We start from the raw sequence: 18,845 nt of genomic DNA, 5'->3' as shown, positions 1-18,845 counted from the left end.
GGCCCTCATCCTGATCGTTTCGTCATATATTCTTCCCGCCCCGGAGACCTCGCCGGGCTGGAGAAACGCGCGCCAACAGGGAAATCAGGTTTCCGCGGCTATCGGACTGATCAGAAGACCAACGCCAGGGATGCTCACTTCGAACACATCACCTGGCTTCATGAAGATGGGTGGCTCGCGGCGGTCCCCCACTCCACCAGGAGTGCCAGTGGCGATAACGTCACCTGGCCGCAACGGCGTGAACGACGAGCAATAGGAAATCAGCGTTGCAATTGGGAAAATCAAATCAGCAAGCGCAGCATCTTGCATCACTTCACCGTTCAGCCGGCCGGTGATATGCAGATTGCGATAGTCGCCGATCTCCTCGGGCGTGACGAGCTGAGGCCCGAAGGCGCCGGTCGAGGGGAAGTTCTTGCCCGGCGTAAACTGAAAGGTGTGGCGCTGCCAGTCGCGTACGGTAGCATCGTTGTAGCAGGCATAGCCGGCTACATATTCGAGCGCCGCCTCTTCCGGAATGTAGCGCCCACCGCGGCCTATCACGATCGCAAGCTCCGCTTCGTAGTCGAGGCGCTCCGAGACCCGCGGCTTCAGGATCGGCTGGCGATGTGCAATCTGCGTGTCCGCGAAGCGGGTGAAGAGGGTCGGGTATTTGGCGTCGGGGCGCTTCGTTTCAGCCCGATGACTCTCGTAGTTGAGCCCGATGCAGAGGATCTTTTCCGGATCGGGGATCACCGGCAGCAGAGCGATGTCCGCCTCTGTGAACTCAGCCCGGTGACCAGCGATGTAAGCGTGAGCCGAACCCAAAATGCCCGCCTCGATGGCCCCCTTAAGCGTGACCACATCTGCACGCAGTTTTCGTGTGAGATCAACGATCCCTCCTTCTACCCGCGCACCGTACCCAATACGACCAAGCCTCGTATAACTGACGAATTGCATTCTCTTCACCTCAGAACAAAACCAATCATGAGCGAAGGATTGCCCTGCCCCACAGGTTCAACGTACGAGCCTCGTGCGGCCACACCTTCGCAGGGCGGTCGTGAATGACTTCAAGCTCTGCGGATATCTCGATCCAGTTTCTGTCCGGATCCTCAATGAAGATAAACAGATTGTTGCCAGGACCGTGACGCCCGGGCCCCCACATGACCGGAACATCGTGGGCAGCTAAGTGATCACACCAATCGCGGATCGTATCCCATTCACCCGCTTCGTAAGAGTGATGATCGACGCCAATACGATCGGACTTGAAGCAGGCGATCGTGTGATGTTCGTGATTTGAGCGGGTAAAGCAGGTTGCGAGTGTGCCATCCTTGTGCAGCACGCGATCCGATACGGCAAAGCCGAGCTTACCATGGTAGAAATCGCTGAACGCCTCGACGTTGAGCGAAGCAAATGTGAGATGCTGAGTGGGGCCACGGATACCCTTGAACGTTTTCGCTTGAGGCTTGGCGCAGCCAAACGTGATCAGGTGTCCGTCGGGATCCCGTACTGCAAAGGCCCCGGCTTCAAAAAAATGCAATGGAGCTGGCAGTATCTCAAGCCCATGGGATTGGGCCCGTCCCTTAAGTTCATCGACGCCCCCTTGGTCGCGGCAGGCGAGACCAGCATAGGCCAGCTTGCGATCTTCGCCCGCGCGCACGACATAGCGGCGCTGCGGCCCCTCGCAGATCCAGTCGTCACCGACTTTGGCAAGCTCCATATTCATTGCGACGGCGTAGAACCGCGCCAAGCGCTCCGCATCTGAGCTCTCGAAGGCAACATGGTGCAGGTACGCGCCAGCGCGAACGGCAGTGAGAGACATGTCGAGCAACCTCCAATCTACTATTCGTTATTGGCATATTTTGATAATTTGATCGCGTCAACCTCAATTTATTATCGATTTATGATATTTTGTTCGGTACAAAGGGGGTGGAGCGATCGACGGATCGGTAGATTTGCCCGCGATCGCTCGCGATCAGGGAGACGCGCGACGGCGGCGCGCGCTCGCGAACGTTGGCTCGACCTACGCGCAAACGCGGTCGGAGGATTGTTGGAGACCTTGGGGCCCGGCGCAAAGCGTGGAGTGGAGCTGGGGCTCGGCGGGACGCATCAAGCTGTCCAAGTTAAGAACAACGGAGAGGAAACAAGGTATGGCGGCTAATAATTCAAGTCTCGACAACAACTCTGACGCCGGGCTCAGCGCGAGCGGTCCGCTGACTACGTACAGCGCGGCTATGCTCGCGCTTTGTGTTTTGATCGGGATGACCGAGGGCTATGATGTGCAGGCCATGGCCCTCGCGGCGCCGCTCATCCGTACGGCTTGGAAGCTCGGCTTCTCCGAGATTGGACTGCTGCTGTCCGTGTCGGCCATCGGTTTGGTTCTCGGGAGCTTTCTCCTGTCTCCCTTGGGCGACAGTATCGGTCGCCGCAAAGCTATTCTGCTCGGTCTCATCCTAGCCGCCATCGGCACGGGAGCTGGCGCAGTGGCACCCTCAGTGCCTTCGCTTGCGACAACGCGTCTGCTTGCCGGAATCGGCCTTGGATGCGCCCTGCCCAACGTGCTGGCGCTGGCCTTAGAGCTCGTACCATTCGGGATGCGAGCTTTCGCCGTAGTGCTCGTCAGTTGCGGCTATCCATTCGGCGCCGCAGTCGGATCGGCCCTGGCCTCTTCTCTAATCCCCACGCTTGCGCATTCGGCAATATTCCTTGTGGGCGCGACTGCGACCGTGTTCGTTATTTTGCTCTCTCTCCTTGCGCTGCCTGAGTCGCCCTCAGTCCTGGTACGCGACCCGAAACGATCAGCCGAACTGCAGGCCATTCTTGCCCGGCTCGGCCGTTTATCCTCACCGGCCCGCTCAATTGCGCCGGACGCCCTCCGGGCCAGAGTAAATAACTCTTCATCCTTCGGCGAGCGCGTCCGCGCCCTGATAGCCCCCGATAGGCGGCAAGCGACGATTCTGCTCTGGCTCATGAACTTTGGGAGTGTCGCGCTCGCATATTTCTACTTCACCTGGTTACCGTCGCTGATTGCCAGCGGCAGCTTGAATGCCGAAGCGGCTATCCGCGCAACGTCTGTGTTCAGCATGAGCGGCGCCGCCGGTGGATTGGCTATGTCCTTACTGCTTCGGCGGGTCGGCGCCATTCGCCTGCTAACGACCGCCTACGCCGTCGCGGTCGCTGCTACGACCGTTCTAACGTTGCGCGGCGGTGCGGACACGATCTTTTACCTGACCTTGGTGGTGGCCGGTGTCTCGGTGGTCGGATCTCAATTCTCCCTCAATGCGGTCGTTGCCGAGTTCTATCCCAGCGCCATCCGAGCAACCGCATCGGGATTTGCTGCCGGAGTCGGGCGAGCCGGCGCGATCATCACGCCAATCGTCGCAGGTGCCCTCATCACCTTTCTTGGGGCGCCCGAGCACGGCTTTACGATTGCCCTGGCACCCGCGCTCATTGCATTTTTGTCAGGGCTATTTCTGGAGCTGCGCGGCGAATTTGAGCATGACAAGCGGCTTGAGCGAGCGTAACGCGCGCGTCGCATGCTGATGCATGTCCTGCCAGCTGGTAAAGCTCCAACCCATTGGTTGTGACCTGCTGTCAAGTTTACTCTCCTCCTGAGGCCAATCGACAGACTGGTAGCCGACAGAGAGGTAGCGCTCGGCCCGTCATCGACGGGGCGAGCGCGGCCGCAAATCGTTGGTGAGCCCATAGCGATCGTTACAAGTCAAGGAGATCATACGTCAGAACAGCAACGACGTCTTCCGGCGGCAAGTTCGTTCAATTCGCGTCCAGCACTCTCGATCTTTCTCTTTCGATGACCCGATCGATTCGTTTTGGTCGTCAACATCTTGTGTCAGTGCCACCCAGGGGAATCGTCAGTAACCCTGAGTTCTACCACTCGTTCCGGCTAGTCCTCTATGCACCGCATTTTCCAGACTTTCATTGATCTGCTCTCGCGTGCAGAAGCTCCTGCCGACTTTTCTAACGCTATGGCTACCACTGCGGCATCACTGAACTTGTCCTGCTTCGCGTATTTGGCCCTCCCGCGCAGCTCAAACAGAGAGCCACGCTTGATCTCGACGTATCCTAAGGAATGGACTTCGCACTACCTAAGATGCAACTACCAACGGATTGATCCCGTCATCGTGCAAGCACTTCAAGACCCCGAGCCGTTCCCTTGGGGGATAGGTTTGCTATCGAAATATTCGCCGGCACAGCAACAGCTGTTTGACGAAGCATCTCAGTTTGATATCCGTTATGGCTTTACCGTCCCTATTCATGACGGGCATGGGCCTGTTGCAGCGTTGACCTTTGCCGCAAACCAACGAGGGACTCCGCGAGCGCTACAACCTCGGAAACGACCCCTACGACCCGCACGACAACATTCTGGCCGGCACGGCATATCTGCGCGAACTGCTCGATCGCTATGGCTCGCCTGGCGTGTTTGCCGCGTACAACGCGGGACCATCTCGCTATGAAGAGTATCTCGCAGGTGGCTCTTTGCCAGACGAGACGCGAGCATATGTCGCAAAGCTCGTGAATATGCTTGCCATCGAACTGCCGCCTAAGTGGACGCCCAGCGGACAGTCATCATCAGCTGCGATGCTATTCGTAGCGCGATCCGATCTGATGAAAGCATGCGATCGGTCGCCGGTGCTCGTGCCTTCGAGCGGCACCACGGCTGCAATCTCAGTGCATGCAATCTCGCAGATGGTCCCCCGTCCTATTGGCGTGTTCGTCTGTCGATCGGATTCGGGAGCATCGCAATGACCAGGTGGGCACGTTTGCATGCTGATGGCATGCGGGCGATGCCTTCGGCCCGCGCTCTACTCGTCGCTTCGCTCCTCACCGAGCCACCCTACGGGTGTCTCGGCCCTTCGGGTAACGATCGCTATCGCATCGCTCGGAAACAGTGCGGCTTCGCAACTCAACTGCCAAGTCGCGGCGGCTCTTTCGCAATGAATCGGTCACCAGCCGACGTGTTCGGGCAGGCGCTGTTGGAGGATCCACCGCAATGACCCGAACTGCATTTTGTCGCAAATCGCCGCGAGTACCGAGAGTCTGTTGGCTCGGAAGCAGCGACCGGGAGAGCACGACGGCAGGATGGCGAGATAAAAGGGGCTCGCCGGTCGAATTGCAAGCCATTGACATGGGTTGGGTTCTGGCGTGCCGGTCGGTCGGGGCGCGTGCCGCGCCCAAGATTTTCGTCAGAAGATTCAATCATGTTTTCGGCACTGTAGGCGTCGTTACGGTTTTCGAGGGCCGGCCATGACCGTGGGCGACAGCGATCTGCGTATTCGGCCCGGGCGCATTCGCAGGGCGCAGAGCCTTGAAACGGCGCAACGCGCCGCGGCCCAAGACCAGGGCCGAGAACAGCTCCGACGGTTTTTGACACCGGGGCAGGGCTATCAATCCCAAGACGTGCGGATGTTCCACTGATGACCGATGTAAGGGCACTCAAGGCGTTGTCGCTGCTTACGACAATCGGCGTATTCGCCGTCGCCGCCTGCACGATTCAGCTTCGTGGTGGAGAGGAGTCTCCGCCGCCGAAGGCAGAGCAGACGACAGGTGCAACGAGCTCAGACCTCGCACGCTGCCACACCGTCACTTCGGAGGATGCGGCCAGCTATCAACATTGCAAGCGGGTTTGGGACGAAAACCGGCGTCGCTTCTTTGGCAAGACACACGGCCCCGCAGTTCCTGGTCATGATGACTCCGCCGCAGGCTTGGCGCCCGCCCCAAAGGATCAGAGCCGAATCCCGCAAGGATATCCGCCTGTGGCCGCACCTGAGGCGAGCAAGCCATGACCGGCACCGGAATCATCGACCAGTTCCTGGAAACGTTCACGCGCTATATCGACAACGGCTTCGGGCTGCTGGGTGGCGACGTCGGATATCTCGCCACGACCCTTGCGACGATCGACATCACGCTCGCCGCGTTGTTCTGGAGTTGGGGACCGGATGAGGACATCATCGCGCGCCTCGTCAAGAAGACGCTCTTCGTCGGCGTCTTTGCCTACCTCATCGGCAACTGGAACAGCTTGGCGCGCATCGTCTTCGAGAGCTTTGCCGGTCTCGGGCTGAAAGCATCCGGCGCAAGCCTCTCCGCGTCAGATTTCCTCCGACCGGGAAAGATCGCTCAAGTCGGCCTTGATGCCGGTCGGCCGTTGCTCGATTCGATCTCCAACCTGATGGGCTACATAAGCTTCTTCGAGAATTTCGTCCAGATCGTCGTTCTCTTGTTCGCCTGGGTCGTGGTGCTGCTCGCCTTCTTCATTCTGGCGATCCAGCTCTTCGTCACCCTGATCGAGTTCAAGCTCACGACGCTGGCTGGTTTCGTGCTCATTCCCTTTGGCTTGTTTGGCAAGACCGCCTTCGCGGCAGAGCGGGTCCTAGGCAACGTCATATCCTCTGGAATCAAGATCTTGGTCCTGGCCGTCATCGTTGGCATTGGATCGACCCTGTTCTCGCAGTTCACCGCAGGGTTCGGCGGCGCACAGCCGACCATTGAAGACGCGATGACGCTGGTCCTTGCGGCTCTCTCGCTGTTGGGCCTCGGTACCTTCGGTCCCGGAATCGCAAATGGTCTGGTGTCCGGCGGACCGCAACTCGGCGCTGGCGCCGCAGTCGGCACGGGACTCGCCGCTGGCGGTGTCGTTGCTGCCGGCGCGGGCCTGGCCGCCGGCGGTGCCGGCTTCGCAGGCGGCGCGATTGCTGGCGCAGCGCGCGGCGGCAGCGCCGTCCTAAGCGGAGCATCCGCCGCCTATCGAAGCGGCGGCCTCGTTGGCGTCGCTGAGGCTGGTGCCTCGGCTGCTATGAGCCCGTTGCGTCGCGCAGCGGCTGCGTTGGCCGGAGGTGGACAAACCGGCGAGCAGGCCGCGAGCACTTCGGCGGAAGGGCAGCCCGATTGGGCGCGGCGCATGAAGCGGGCCCAGACCGTCCGGCATGGTGCATCGGCAGCCGGCCACGCGGTCCGCTCAGGAGATCACGGTGGCAGCGGTTCTTCCGTCGATTTGTCCGAAGGAGAACGCTGAAGCGCAATCCCATGCGCTAGCCACACGCCGCGCGCCGACGCGTCAAACCCGCACACCGCACGACTTGGAACCGAGAACCTGATTTAGGGGCAACTATCGATGTTCAAACGATCATCAGTTCATTACGGGCGCATGCCCGAGCCGGTTACGCCTTATCAAAAGGCCGCGCAGGTTTGGGACCAACGCATTGGATCTGCCCGCGTGCAAGCTAAAAACTGGCGCCTGATGGCGTTCGGCTGCTTGATGCTGTCCGCCGGTCTCGCGAGCGGACTTGTCTGGCAATCGAGCCAAGGCTCGATTACGCCATGGGTGGTTGAAGTCGATCATCTCGGCCAGGCCCAGAGAGTCGCGCCGGCCAATTTCGACTATCAACCCACAGACGCTCAGATCGCCTATCACTTGGCTCGCTTCATCGAGGATGTCAGAGGCCTGCCGGCGGACGGCATCGTGCTGCGTCAAAAATGGCTCCGGGCTTATGACTTTACGACCGACCGCGGCGCGGCTGCGCTCAACGACTATGCGCGCAACAATGACCCCTTTGCCAAATTGGGCAAGGCGCAAATTTCCGTGGACGTTTCGAGCGTCATTCGCGCGTCTTCAGAAAGCTTTCGGGTCGCGTGGACCCAGCGCACCTACGACAACGGTTCGCTGAGCTCGACGGAGCGCTGGACTGCAATTCTCACGATCGTGATCGAGACGCCGCGCGATGCCGAGCGTCTGCGCAAGAATCCCCTTGGCGTCTACGTCCGCGCCATCAACTGGTCGAAGGAGTTGGGTCAGTGACCAAGACGCCGTCTAACGTCCACTTGAAGTGGACTATTTCCCGGAGCAGGCGCAATTCGGCCCGGGCCAAGTTCATGACTGCGAAGCGAGCAAGGTTGCATGCTCTCCTGCTTTATTCCTCGATACTTAGTGGGTGCGCGACCTACATTCCGCCGGAAATCAGCTATGACCGGGAAGTGCCTCCATTGCCGCCATCTCCTGCGACTCTCGACGACAGACCGCGACCGCTTCACGTTCCGCCGCTCTGGAAGCCGGCTCTCGGCGGCAAGTCAGGAGGGAAGGAAGAGCCTGAACCCGTGAGCCGGGTTGAAACGGCAAACAGCGCAGCTCGAGTCGAACCGCGCAAGCGCGGGTATTTCAACGCGGCGCAGATCTACGCGTATAGTCCAGGGGCCCTCTATCAGATTTACGCCGCACCGGGGCAGATCACGGATATCGCGCTCGAGGAGGGAGAACAGTTGACGGGATCAGGGCCGATCGCGGCTGGAGATACCGTACGCTGGGTCGTGGGCGATACCGAAAGCGGGAGCGGCGACACAAGGCGCGTCCATATCCTGGTCAAGCCGACCCGAGCTTCGATCGAGACCAATTTGGTGGTCAATACCGACCGGCGTACCTACCTGATCGAACTCCGCTCCCGCGAACGGCCATACATGCCTTCTGTTGCCTGGTATTATCCGGAAACAGTGCGCGAACGATCGCGTTCGGTCGCCCTGAAGCCTGTTCTTCCGGATCCGGCACAGCGCATCTCTCGCTACGCCATCGAGGGCGATAGCCCTTCTTGGCGACCCGTCGCCGCATATGACGATGGCCGCAAAGTCTATGTCGAGTTCCCGCGAGGCATCGTGCAAGGTGAGATGCCACCCCTCTTTGTCATCGGCCCAGGCGGTAAGACCGAACTCGTCAACTATCGCGCCTATGGGAACGTGCTGATCGTCGATCGGCTGTTCGCAGCCGCCGAACTGCGGCTCGGGGGTGAACATCAGCAGAAGGTTAGGATCGTCAGGACCGACGGGAGGCCGTCGTCATGAACTCCCCAAATGGAAACGAGCAAGCGAATCCGCCGCACACACAAGACGATGGGGCGAGGAGTTTCCGATTAAGAGCGGAGCATCCGCGCGTGACGCGGTTGTCACGAAAAGTGCTGGCCGGAGGGAGCGCGGTTGCTTTCCTTGCCCAAACACGCGCGTCCGACCGAGCCAAGCATGCCGTCGCGCTCGCGCCCGTCCAGGGTAAAGCTGCTTCGCGCCGGCCATTCGGCCGCCCTGGACCGCCGCTGCGCGCGCCGGCCTTGCAGACATCGATCGGCACGGAGGAATGATCCCGCAATCGATCGAACAGAGGAATGGCGAGGTGAACACGTGGAAAAGGCACGATCACTCCTCCCACGTCCATAGCGGGATGGCACGGCCGATCACGGCGGACGCCGGAAGAGACCCAAAATACCGGCCATCAAAAGAGTCGTCCGACTGCCAATTCATGAGAAAGAGCTCACCGTCGCCGACGACGCGGCAGCCCTGCCATTTCGGCAGCCGCCGGCCGCGTCCGTCGCGATCCCGCGCTTCACCCATTGCAATGTTATCGACCGAAATGATGAGCTCGCTTCTGCAGACCGTCTGCCCGGGCAGCGCCAGCACGCGCTTAAGCATCGGCACGCCAATGGGCAGATAGCCGTTAAGATCGAGGAAGGTCGCGAGCGGCTCCGGCGGCTGCACGGCCACCAACTCAGTGACATGGAAGTGTTCCGCCTGCCGCAGGCGATAGAGACCGATCGGCACGCTTGCGGATGCATTCCAGATGTAGAGCGGAAGTGGCTCCAGGGCGATCGTTGCGACGAGCGCAGCAGCGGCCCCAAAACTCGCGGCCAGCGTCTTCAGGCGGCCCGTCATCGCATCACCCGCTGACGGTGAAGCCAGGCCTGGTGGCGCGCTCTCGTATACAGTCGCGGGTTCTCGTTGACGGACAGACGGTTGTGAACGTGATGCCAATGATCGGGAGCGACGTCAGCGGGATCGATGCCGAGGGCCTCGACGGCATCGATCATTTGCAGCACGCGCTCGACCTTCGGCCAAGGGCGAGCATGGTGCCCGCTTCATGTACAAAGATGTACCAGTCGCGCCTTCCACCACCACCGCGCAGCTTCAGATATAGAATAGACGGAGTTGCGCTGTCTTGGAGTGGAGAAGGCGGCGCTCACGCGCCGTCGAACCTCCAGACAGGGATGCCGAGCCGCTTCGCCTTGTCGGCGAGATTGTCCTGAATTCCCGTACCCGGGAATTGCATGACGCCGATCGGCAAGAGTTCGAGCATGGCGTCGTTGCGCTTGAACGGTGCTGCCTTGGCGTGCTTCGTCCAGTCGGGCTTGAAGGCAATTTGAGGCACCTTCCGGTTAGTCGCCCATTTGGAGGCAATCAGTTCGGCCCCTTTGGGAGAGCCACCATGGAGCAGGACCATGTCGGGATGCCTGGTATGAACCTTGTCGAGGCGATCCCAGATGAGGTGGTAGTCGTTGAAGTCGAGTCCGCCAGTAAGTGCGATCTTCGGGCCCGGCGGCAACATGACCTCGGTTTCGGCACGACGCTTGGCCGCGATGAAGTCGCGGGAGTCGATCATCGCTGCGGTCAATGCGCGGTGATTCACCAGTGATCCCGACCGAGGGCGCCAGGATGAGCCGGTGTGAGCCTCAAAGCGTTCGATGGCCTGATCGCGGAAGAGCTCCAGGCAGTTACGGCGCTCAATCAATGTGATGCCTTCCGCCGTCAGGCGTTCGAGTTCGACCGATCTGACTTCGGAGCCGTTCTGCTCGCGCTGGTTCTTTTGTTGCGCCTGTTCGTTGTCGTCGAGTTGACGTCCGATGCGGTCGACGGCCCGATGGAATAGGTTGACGGTCGACCAGAGCAAATCATTGAGGTCCGGCTCAAGCCGCGTGTCGCTCAACGTCACGACCAGCGCGTCGAAGATTTCGGAAGTGGCGCCGGCGATCATCTTGGCCTCGGGAAGCGGCCGTGGATCGGGCTGGTCGTCGAAGGGACGATAGCCGAAGAGCTTTAGCTCGGTGAAGACATAGTCCGTTGGAGAAGGAGCGTGCGGAGGTTCGATGTCGTCGTGATCGGTCATGGAAAAGGTCCTTTGCCGGATTGGCCGCGCCCATCGCGGCCTTCGTGGCGATCACTCAGGCGGCCGGCGGAACGGGCCAGAACCCGAACGGGCCAGAGCGGCAGCGGAGGATGGCGGAGGCCGGCTATTTTGCTTCGCGATGCAAAGCGCGCCGGTCTGAGGTTGATGTGTCCGCCCATCGCCAGCGCGCGGCGGAAAATAGCCGGACGTAGCCATTGCCGGCCTGGGCCGCTTGCCGTCCGATCGCCCTCTAGAAGGCCGAGGACGCGTGCTCTTCCGAAAACGGGCTTCGCGATGATCGACCTGTCGATGCCGATCGGAGCACCGGTATTATTCACCGGCCGTCGACCAATGCAGGAAACGGACGACGTCCTCTGGGACGAGTTGACGCCGCATCGCTTCTCGGACGGCATCGGAGCCGAAGATTTGCAGATCTTCGTTGAAGTCGCCCAAACGCGGCGATAGCGGGATCACCTCAATGCTGACGGCTTCCGCGCGCTGGGTGAGAATAGCCTGTGCGGCATCTCCGGCGGCATCGGCGTCGCGTGCGATATAGAGCCGACGCAGGCCGGTCGGCAGCAACATAGCTGCGAGGTGGTTGGCCGAAAGTGCGGCTGCCATCGGCAACGTCGGCAACACGTGGCGCAGCGACAGCATGGTCTCGATACCCTCACCGGCAGCGAGCACATCGTCCACCGCGCCGAAGCGAACGGCATTGCCGAGCAGGTTGCCCATGGCCCGTCGTGGTGTGTCAAGCGGAGCCTTGCCAAGTCGCTTCCGATCAAACCCATCTGGATCGAGCCAGGTGCGGTGCACACCGGTGATCCGTCCATCGAGGTCCGTGACGCGGGCGATCATCGCTGGCCAGGTCTCGGTCGGGGAATGCTCGTCGGCGCGATAGTAGCACCGAGGGTGGAAGCGCAGGCTGCCACCATCGTGGATATGGGCTATCCCACGACGGTGCAAATACATTTCGACCGCCGTCCCCCCAATCGGGTTGGACATCGCAAAGAGCCGGCGGGCGGCTTTCTGCGATCCTGCCAGCACCGTTGGACGAATGAGTTTCGGACTAGATTGCCGCTCAGAACGAGGTAGCTTCAGAAAGCGCCTCGCCTCCTCGGCGACCTCGCGGAAACTCCGCAAAGCCAGACTTTCCCGGATGATGTCGAGCAGATCGCCATGCGCCGCGGTCGCAGCATCAATCCACTTGCCAGCTGGACCTTTAGGTGATTCCTGGAGGCGCACGAACAGCGAGCGCCCGGGCGTGTTGTGGACGTCACCGACGACCCAGTACCGACCCGACCGCTTGCCATTGGAGAGATAGTGTCGGCACACCGCCTCCGCCTCGCGCGCGAGGCGGCGTGCCAGTTCGCAAGGCTGGCGGGACATCACGCAGCCTCCCGCTCGCCGATGGCTGCAAGCGGATAACTGTCGAGCACTTTCGAGCGAATCTCGATGCCGCTTGCGCCCGTGGGGACGAACATGCGCAGCTTCCAGGAGATGATCTCGTCTCCACCGATGCCTCCCTCGTGCTCGACAAAAGGAACGGCTTGCGCCTTCGCCATTCGCTTCTGCTTCGTGAGAAGTCCGAGCGCGCGGTAGCGAGGGACCTCAAGCATGCCAGTCTTATTGCCTACCGCCTCCACAATCGGCCATACGTTGAGGCTCTGCAGCAGCGAACGGCGCGTGATATTTTTGGCGAATTGCTCGACCGAAATTCCGGCCTTGAGAAGCCGAACCTTCGATTGTCTGAGGACCAGTTTGTTGAAGGGGATGTCGCGCGAAGGCGACAGGGTGATCTTTTGGACAGCCTCCGTCATCTCGGTTCTCCACGACGGGCGGCCGGGAGCCACTCTCTCGGCCTCCAACCCATCGCGAAAACCGCCGCACCCCTTTCACTCTCCTCCCGCCTCCCGCTCCGCTCGCGGTCATCATGTCGACCGCGGGCTCCGGCAAGACTCCAACGAGCTAGTTCATGAGCTTGCTGGCTTGTGAAGAAGTTCTCACAATCGCGCGATTGCAGCCGTATAACCCGCCACGGCAAGATCGGCGTCTGTATCAGAGAATGCTAACTCTGCGACGCAGACCGCTAGCGTCCGATTCTTGATGGGATTGAAGTGCCTTGGGCTGCAGGCGTGGCCAGGCGCGCGCCAACGGCACGTCGCCTCAACCAAAAAATGGCACCCGGAGAGCGTGAGCATAGCGACCCGAAGGGGCACGCGGGTCCGAGTGCGGCGACGAGACCGGTTCAATAGCGGCACCCGGGAACGGGGCAGTGATAGCGATCGCCGCAGGCGAGCCCCTTTCCCGAGTGCCCCCGGCGAGGAGCACCGCTAGTCTAGTCTTTGCGCGAGGGATCGACGCCGCAGGCCGAGACGCAAAGCGGCTCGGTTCACGAGAGCCCGGTGCGGCGGCAGCCGCACGCGCGCAAGCGAGAAAATCCGCCAGTCGGAGGACGAAATTTCCTAACGAGCACTGCTCTGCGTTCCAGAGATCCTGATCTGGAGAGGGAACATGTTCTTTAGTTCTTCTCACCTGAACCGGTGTCGTCTCTGGTTGCAATTCGGCTTTGAATCGACCGGCTGCTTCAAGCGTGTCGCTACGGGCCGTCAATTTTCGGCTGGCTTATGCAATGAGTTGGTCGGGAATGACCGGGTGGACCGAAAAATGAGCGGCCCAACACGTGCTCGAATTTGCCATGCTTCGACAAGAGCCGGTCTGGTGCATCGCGCACATCCAAATTCTGACACCGGACGACGCTCCAATATACTTAAGGCAAGTCCACCGGCGAATCTGTCGGAAAAACCATTGATGATGCATCTCAAGCCGTTGACTGCCTGCTAGCGGCCCCCGACGACGCCAACGGCGATACTGACTATTTCCACTTTTGGGGATCCTGCCGGTCAGAATTGGTTCTGCTCGAGGACTGTACGCCGAGGTCTCCTTTTCGCGCGCTAACTTGGCCTATTCCCGCCAGGTTGCACTGCGCAGTAGAGCGAAAAAATGTTTGATCGTAAAAGTTCATTTTATGACCCACCGCGACTCTCGCTCCACCGACCATGAGTAGAGATCATCTAGATCTTCCAGATCGGACGTCATTGTTCAGCGAATTCAGCTCTTGTTGGACCTAAGCAGGCCCCATCAGTGAGATCAGACCGCCCATCCTCACGACACACAGCGCTGCCTGCTCGCTACCCACCTGCTGCCACTTGGCCAGCGATGATGAGAGCGGATATGGCGGCCGCCTACCTGGACTTTAAAGACACAGGCGAACTTGCGCGCGCGATCCGCCGTGGAGACGCACCGCCACCGGACAGCTGTCGTGGAACAGGACGGCTGCGGCAGCCAGTCTGGTCGAAGGCGACCATGGACCACTTCGCCGCACCCATTGGAAGAAGTGACGCCAGAGAGCCGGAGGATCTCTTATGTCTGGTATGATCTCAGTTGATACGGCACCAAAGCTTCCTCGATATTGTCAACGAAAGCTGTTGGCGAACAATAGGGTGGCTTATTATTTTGCACCGCCAACCTGGGCTCGTCGGCAGGGCTGCGATTTGAGCCCTGAAGCTTTAGGGAGCGATTATGCCAGTGCCGTCGAACGGGTAGAGAAAGTCCTCTTGCCCGCATTCGAGAGTTGGCGCTCACGGGGTCTAAGTGACATGATGCCGGTCTCTCCCGCACCCGGCACGTTCGATTGGCTAATCGGCATCTTCCAAGCTCACCAGAAGTGGGGCGAAATTGAAAGCACCACTCAGCGTCAGTACAAAAAGAGTCTCGCGCTCTTTGCCAATCACGAGCTGAAAGATGGAAGCCGCGTTGGGTCGAAGCAATTGTCCGATTTTACCAAGGCCTTTGTCGACGCAGTTTATGGAAAGCTGCTAGTCGTAACAAAAGTGAGTAACAATGGAGAGGTCGTCGTCCGCGAGCGTCGTCGCTATGCAAATGTGGCCATGGCGAGCTGCCGACGCGCCTGGTTCGTTGGCCAGCGCGCCCAAGAAAAAGTGGTACCAGCGAGCAATCCGTTTTCACGGATGGGATTAAGATCACGTGCACCCGGCCAGCCGATACGGCCCACACCAACCGCAACTTGGGATGAACTGGTCGCGTTCAGGGCTGCCGCGAAAAGGCTCGACTATCGCTCGATCGCAACTGCTGCTTTGTTGTCATGGGAATGGCTGCAGCGGGAGCAGCACGTGTTTGGCTCCTTCGACATGTCGCACTACCGTCCTAGCGAACGGCCAAACAGCGTCAGGATCGTGCACCCAAAGAATGGAGAGGAAGCCTGGTGGCCATTATTAGATGAAACGGGCGCCCCTCTCTTTCCTGAACTTATGGACGAGCTCGACGAGATTAAAAAGACCTCGCTCCCGGGCCTGGTATTCCGGCGTGACCATGCCCATCGTCGGTCGGCAACCCCGCTTCCATGGATTACGCCACGCAAGGACCTGCGTTATTTGCGCAGCGTGGTAAAGCAGATCATTGCGGAGGCCGGCCTTCGTCAGGAACTGTCCTTTACTTCCTTCCGGCACGGAGGCTTCACCGAAGGTGCCGACAGCGATCTCACGGACGCAGAGTTGCGCGCCGCAGGCCGTCATAGATCAAGCCGCCAACTGCCAACCTACGCCAAGCGCACCGGCAAGCAGTTGATCACGGCCACAAAGAAGCGTCGCGAGGAGCGGACAAGATCACTTCTTGTTCGACTAAACGCCGATTATTCCGCGGAATAGCGGTGCATTGAACGACCACAGCATCCAATCTTGCCCTGAAATGATCGCCTATTTTCCCGTCCACGATGGCGAGCGCTTCTCGCTGAACGCCTTCAAGCCCTCCTTGGCATCCTCGGTCATCGCGAGCAGCGCGATCTGGCTTTCGGTGTAGGCGATGCTCTCGTCGAACGACATCGAGGCGATCGCGCGCATGGCGTATTTGCCGCGACGGATCGCGGTCGGGGATTTGTCGACGATGCGGCCGATCAGCCAGTCGACCTTGGCGTCGAGCTGGGCCGTGGGCACGACGTAATTCAGAAGGCCTGCGGCCTGCGCGGCCTTGGCGTCGAACGGCTCACCCGTGAGCGCCCATTCGTTGACGAGCCGCGGCGGCGCGATCCTCTGCAGCAGGCTCAGGACCTGCATTGGGAACACGCCGACCTTCACCTCGGGCAGGCCGAAGATGGCGTGATCGGCCGCAACCGCCATGTCGGTCATGCACAAAAGGCCCATGCCGCCGGCCATGCAGACGCCGCTGAGGCGCGCAATCGCAGGCTTGGTGGCGTTCTGTGACAAACGTAACAGGTCGGCATAGTCGACATTTGGTTTGGAAAGATCCATCGCGAAAGCCGCACCGGAATTCTGCAGGTCGGCGCCCGCGCAAAACGCCTTGTCGCCCGCGCCCGTCAGCACGATGACGCGGACATCCTTGTTGTCATGCGCGTCTCGATAGCCTTTGGTGATGCCGGCGATAACGTCGCCGTTCAGGGCGTTGCGTTTCTCCGGCCGGTTGATGGTGATCCAGAACGCCTGCCCGCGCTTCTCGGTAATGACGGCTGTGGTGTCGCTCATGGCACGCTCGCTTCCTTGGCTCCGTTTTGCTGTCATTTGCGGCAGCTCGGGCGCCAGGTGCAAGCGCAATCTGCGGCGAGGCGCCGCTTTAGCGCCTCGACACAAATTTATAGAGCAATCGAAGCGACAGCGTGCTTCAGCCCGCGGCCGCCTTCCTGATCCAGACCTTGTTGTCGTGGAATGCAGCCCCGCCGATCGGCGCGATGGTGTCCGCGCCCGTCAGCATGTTGATGCCGCGGCCTCCGATATGGCCTTTGTTCGGGTGTACGGATTCGGCGATCAGAACGCCGCGCTGCACGCCGTCGAACAGCGTTGCGACCAGCGTGGTATCGCCGCGACTGTTGCCGAGCGTCACCGCATCGCCGTCGGCGATGCCGAGCGCGGCTGCATCCAGCGGATGGATCATGACGCTGGCCCGGCCCTCTCGCGCCTGCGAGGACGGCGTCTCGTTGAAGGTGGTGTTGAGGAAGCTGCGCGACGGGCTGGTCGCGAGCCGGAATGGATGGGCCTGATCCGTGTGCTCAATCACCGCCCAATGGTCCGGCAGCGACGGCATCTTGTCGAAATCGCCCATGGTCTGACCGAACGGCGGATGCGCCCAGTCGGCTTTGAAATGGAATTTCCTGTCGGCATGGGCAAAGCCGTCGAGATAGTGCGAGGTACGGAAATCCGGCTGCAGATCGCGCCAGATATCAGCTTCAAGGCCGGCGATGTCGCCGTGATTGCTGAGCCTCAAGGTCGCGTCGATCAATTCGCGGGGCGTCATCTCGAAACCCGGATGCTTGGCGCCGAGCCGCGGCGCCAGTGCCTGCAACACCTCGTGGTTGGAGCGGCATTCGCCGGGCGGGTCGATCAGCTTGGGGCCGACCGAGATGTGCTGGTGGCCACCGCCGTAATAGAGATCGTCATGCTCCATGAACATGGTCGCCGGCAGCACGATATCGGCCATCTCGGCAGTCTCGGTCATGAACTGCTCGTGCACCACGACGAACAGATCCTCGCGCACAAAACCCTGCCGAACCAGCGCCTGCTCCGGCGCGACCGTCATCGGGTTGGTGTTCTGAATCAGCACCGCCTTGACAGGGCCCTTGCCCTGCAGGGCTTCGGCATCGCCGGTGAGGATGCGGCCGATCTGCGACTGGTCGAGCGCACGCGTAGTCTTGTCGATCGCGTCGTGGCCTTCGATGATGGATTCGTTGAAATGCCACAGCGCGTAATTGTTGAAGAAGGCGCCGCCCCCTTCATATTGCCAGGCGCCCGTCACGGCCGGAATGCAATTTGCCGCGTGCATCTGCGTGGCACCATTGCGGCTGCGCGTAAAGCCGTAGCCGAAGCGGAAGAAGGTGCGCTTGGTCTCGCCAACCGCTTTCGCGAAGGCCTCGATCTCCGACACCGGCACGCCACAAATGGCGGATGCCCATTCCGGTGTGCGCGTCTTCAGATGCGCCTGGAGCTCATCCGGGCAGTCGGTGTATTTGTCCATATAGGCGCGGTCGGCATAGCCGTCGCGGAACAGGACATGCATCACGCCGCAGGCAAACGCGCCGTCGGTGCCGGGCCGCAGGATGATCTTGATGTCAGCCTGCTTCATGGTCTCGTTGTCGTAGATGTCGACCGCAGCGATCTTCGCGCCGCGCTCCTTGCGCGCGCGCGAGGCGTGCGTCATCACGTTGACCTGGGTGTTGACCGGATTGGTGCCCCAGATCACGACGAGGTCGGACAGCGCCATCTCGCGCGGGTCGACGCCGGCGATCTTGCCGGTGCCGATCGCAAACCCGATGCGCGCGACATTGGCGCAGATCGTCTGATAGAAGCGCGAATATTTCTTCACATGGGTGAGGCGATTGAGGCCGTCGCGCATCACCAGGCCCATCGTGCCGGCGTAGTAATAGGGCCAGATCGATTCCGCGCCGAACTCGCGCTCGGCTTGATTGAAGCGATGCCCGATCTCGTCGAGCGCCTCGTCCCAGGAAATCCGCGCGAATTGCCCGGAGCCCTTTGGCCCAATGCGGCGCATCGGAAACGTCACCCGCTCGGGGTGATGGATGCGCTCGGCATAACGGGCGACCTTGGCGCAGACGACGCCGGCCGTATAGGTCTGCTGCTTCGAACCGCGGACGCGGCCGATGCTGCGGCCTTCGACCACCTCGACGTCGAGGGCGCAAGCCGAGGGGCAATCATGCGGGCAGGTCGAGTGGCGGATTTCGATCTTGGCGTGCTGGTTCATGGCCAATTTCGTAACACCAAAATACCTGTCAGCCGAGGGCATTTATCCGGCAATGCCCATGCGATTTGCTCAGATCACGTGCGCTGCCGGTTCCTGCCGCGACTGCGAAGAGCGGCGCAGCCACACCGACACCGTCCCGATATTCCCGGCACGA

15 protein-coding genes and 3 pseudogenes are annotated in these 18,845 nt (G+C 60.7%); 9 read left to right on the top strand and 9 right to left on the bottom strand.

Annotated features, from left to right (window positions below):
* Positions 1-84 precede the first annotated feature (84 nt).
* Together ACR9YP_RS17730 and ACR9YP_RS17725 are read right to left on the bottom strand one after the other, a co-directional pair.
* Positions 85-936 carry a fumarylacetoacetate hydrolase family protein gene (locus ACR9YP_RS17730; RefSeq protein WP_474220577.1) on the bottom strand — a complete coding sequence of 284 codons (852 nt, stop codon included), beginning with the start codon at positions 934-936 and terminating at the stop codon, positions 85-87.
* A 25-nt stretch (positions 937-961) separates the two neighbouring features.
* Positions 962-1,798, bottom strand: coding sequence for a VOC family protein (locus ACR9YP_RS17725; protein ID WP_474220576.1), 837 nt, complete (start codon positions 1,796-1,798; stop codon positions 962-964).
* A gap of 328 nt (positions 1,799-2,126) precedes the next feature.
* Between ACR9YP_RS17725 and ACR9YP_RS17720 the strand changes: the two genes are divergently transcribed.
* The 8 genes and pseudogenes from ACR9YP_RS17720 (at position 2,127) to trbG (ending at position 8,820) form a co-directional block, all read left to right on the top strand.
* Entirely contained in the window at positions 2,127-3,500 is a 1,374-nt protein-coding gene (locus ACR9YP_RS17720; protein WP_474220575.1) for an MFS transporter, read from the top strand.
* Positions 3,501-3,890: 390 nt separating this feature from the next.
* Positions 3,891-4,256 (top strand): annotated as a pseudogene (locus ACR9YP_RS17715) (autoinducer binding domain-containing protein); the annotation flags it as partial.
* A 28-nt stretch (positions 4,257-4,284) separates the two neighbouring features.
* Positions 4,285-4,743 (top strand): lytic transglycosylase domain-containing protein, encoded by a 459-nt coding sequence (locus ACR9YP_RS17710; RefSeq protein ID WP_474220574.1) that lies wholly within the window; start codon positions 4,285-4,287, stop codon positions 4,741-4,743.
* 546 nt (positions 4,744-5,289) lie between these two features.
* Positions 5,290-5,412: pseudogene (locus ACR9YP_RS17705) on the top strand (P-type conjugative transfer protein TrbJ); the annotation flags it as partial.
* A complete protein-coding gene (trbK-alt, locus tag ACR9YP_RS17700; RefSeq protein WP_474220573.1) occupies positions 5,412-5,780 on the top strand; it encodes a putative entry exclusion protein TrbK-alt in 369 nt (122 codons plus the stop codon). The pseudogene ACR9YP_RS17705 and the gene trbK-alt, both read left to right, overlap by 1 nt.
* Positions 5,777-7,006, top strand: coding sequence for a P-type conjugative transfer protein TrbL (gene trbL, locus ACR9YP_RS17695; protein ID WP_474220572.1), 1,230 nt, complete (start codon positions 5,777-5,779; stop codon positions 7,004-7,006). The genes trbK-alt and trbL overlap by 4 nt, the downstream gene beginning before the upstream one ends.
* 99 nt (positions 7,007-7,105) lie before the next feature.
* Positions 7,106-7,789, top strand: a complete 684-nt coding sequence (trbF, locus tag ACR9YP_RS17690) for a conjugal transfer protein TrbF (RefSeq protein WP_474220571.1) — start codon at positions 7,106-7,108, stop codon at positions 7,787-7,789.
* On the top strand, positions 7,786-8,820 hold the full coding sequence (gene trbG, locus ACR9YP_RS17685) for a P-type conjugative transfer protein TrbG (protein ID WP_474220570.1): 1,035 nt from the start codon (positions 7,786-7,788) through the stop codon (positions 8,818-8,820). The genes trbF and trbG overlap by 4 nt, the downstream gene beginning before the upstream one ends.
* A gap of 345 nt (positions 8,821-9,165) precedes the next feature.
* Here trbG and ACR9YP_RS17680 read toward each other — a convergent pair whose 3' ends face one another.
* From ACR9YP_RS17680 to ACR9YP_RS17660, 5 genes and pseudogenes are all read right to left on the bottom strand, one after another.
* Positions 9,166-9,678 (bottom strand): S26 family signal peptidase, encoded by a 513-nt coding sequence (locus ACR9YP_RS17680; RefSeq protein ID WP_474220569.1) that lies wholly within the window; start codon positions 9,676-9,678, stop codon positions 9,166-9,168.
* Positions 9,675-9,860, bottom strand: a pseudogene (locus ACR9YP_RS17675) (DUF2840 domain-containing protein); the annotation flags it as partial. The gene ACR9YP_RS17680 and the pseudogene ACR9YP_RS17675, both read right to left, overlap by 4 nt.
* Before the next feature lie 122 nt (positions 9,861-9,982).
* Complete coding sequence (locus ACR9YP_RS17670; protein ID WP_474220568.1) at positions 9,983-10,906, bottom strand: DUF2493 domain-containing protein; 924 nt, start codon at positions 10,904-10,906, stop codon at positions 9,983-9,985.
* 330 nt (positions 10,907-11,236) lie between these two features.
* Complete coding sequence (locus ACR9YP_RS17665; RefSeq protein WP_474220567.1) at positions 11,237-12,295, bottom strand: DUF7146 domain-containing protein; 1,059 nt, start codon at positions 12,293-12,295, stop codon at positions 11,237-11,239.
* Positions 12,295-12,726, bottom strand: coding sequence for a ParB/Srx family N-terminal domain-containing protein (locus tag ACR9YP_RS17660; RefSeq protein ID WP_474220566.1), 432 nt, complete (start codon positions 12,724-12,726; stop codon positions 12,295-12,297). The genes ACR9YP_RS17665 and ACR9YP_RS17660 overlap by 1 nt, the downstream gene beginning before the upstream one ends.
* 1,839 nt (positions 12,727-14,565) lie before the next feature.
* Here ACR9YP_RS17660 and ACR9YP_RS17655 point away from each other — a divergent pair.
* Entirely contained in the window at positions 14,566-15,633 is a 1,068-nt protein-coding gene (locus tag ACR9YP_RS17655) for a hypothetical protein (protein WP_474220565.1), read from the top strand.
* Between the two features lie 48 nt (positions 15,634-15,681).
* Here ACR9YP_RS17655 and ACR9YP_RS17650 read toward each other — a convergent pair whose 3' ends face one another.
* Positions 15,682-16,464 carry an enoyl-CoA hydratase/isomerase family protein gene (locus ACR9YP_RS17650; protein WP_474220564.1) on the bottom strand — a complete coding sequence of 261 codons (783 nt, stop codon included), beginning with the start codon at positions 16,462-16,464 and terminating at the stop codon, positions 15,682-15,684.
* A gap of 136 nt (positions 16,465-16,600) precedes the next feature.
* Entirely contained in the window at positions 16,601-18,691 is a 2,091-nt protein-coding gene (locus tag ACR9YP_RS17645; protein ID WP_474220563.1) for a molybdopterin oxidoreductase family protein, read from the bottom strand.
* Between the last annotated feature and the right edge of the window lie 154 nt (positions 18,692-18,845).

It is taken from the genome of Bradyrhizobium sp. BR14999 (genome assembly GCF_056106085.1).
This window is presented reverse-complemented; position numbering and strand designations above follow the sequence as displayed.

Bases quoted from the DNA above. Each gene is read 5' to 3' on its own strand.
- ACR9YP_RS17655 (WP_474220565.1), top strand. From the start codon at position 14,566: ATGATGCCGGTCTCTCCCGCACCCGGCACGTTCGATTGGCTAATCGGC.
- ACR9YP_RS17660 (WP_474220566.1), bottom strand. From the start codon at position 12,726: ATGACGGAGGCTGTCCAAAAGATCACCCTGTCGCCTTCGCGCGACATC.
- trbL (WP_474220572.1), top strand. From the start codon at position 5,777: ATGACCGGCACCGGAATCATCGACCAGTTCCTGGAAACGTTCACGCGC.
- ACR9YP_RS17645 (WP_474220563.1), bottom strand. From the start codon at position 18,691: ATGAACCAGCACGCCAAGATCGAAATCCGCCACTCGACCTGCCCGCAT.
- ACR9YP_RS17650 (WP_474220564.1), bottom strand. From the start codon at position 16,464: ATGAGCGACACCACAGCCGTCATTACCGAGAAGCGCGGGCAGGCGTTC.
- ACR9YP_RS17730 (WP_474220577.1), bottom strand. From the start codon at position 936: ATGCAATTCGTCAGTTATACGAGGCTTGGTCGTATTGGGTACGGTGCG.
- ACR9YP_RS17665 (WP_474220567.1), bottom strand. From the start codon at position 12,295: ATGTCCCGCCAGCCTTGCGAACTGGCACGCCGCCTCGCGCGCGAGGCG.
- ACR9YP_RS17720 (WP_474220575.1), top strand. From the start codon at position 2,127: ATGGCGGCTAATAATTCAAGTCTCGACAACAACTCTGACGCCGGGCTC.
- ACR9YP_RS17680 (WP_474220569.1), bottom strand. From the start codon at position 9,678: ATGACGGGCCGCCTGAAGACGCTGGCCGCGAGTTTTGGGGCCGCTGCT.
- ACR9YP_RS17725 (WP_474220576.1), bottom strand. From the start codon at position 1,798: ATGTCTCTCACTGCCGTTCGCGCTGGCGCGTACCTGCACCATGTTGCC.
- trbK-alt (WP_474220573.1), top strand. From the start codon at position 5,412: ATGACCGATGTAAGGGCACTCAAGGCGTTGTCGCTGCTTACGACAATC.
- ACR9YP_RS17670 (WP_474220568.1), bottom strand. From the start codon at position 10,906: ATGACCGATCACGACGACATCGAACCTCCGCACGCTCCTTCTCCAACG.
- trbF (WP_474220571.1), top strand. From the start codon at position 7,106: ATGTTCAAACGATCATCAGTTCATTACGGGCGCATGCCCGAGCCGGTT.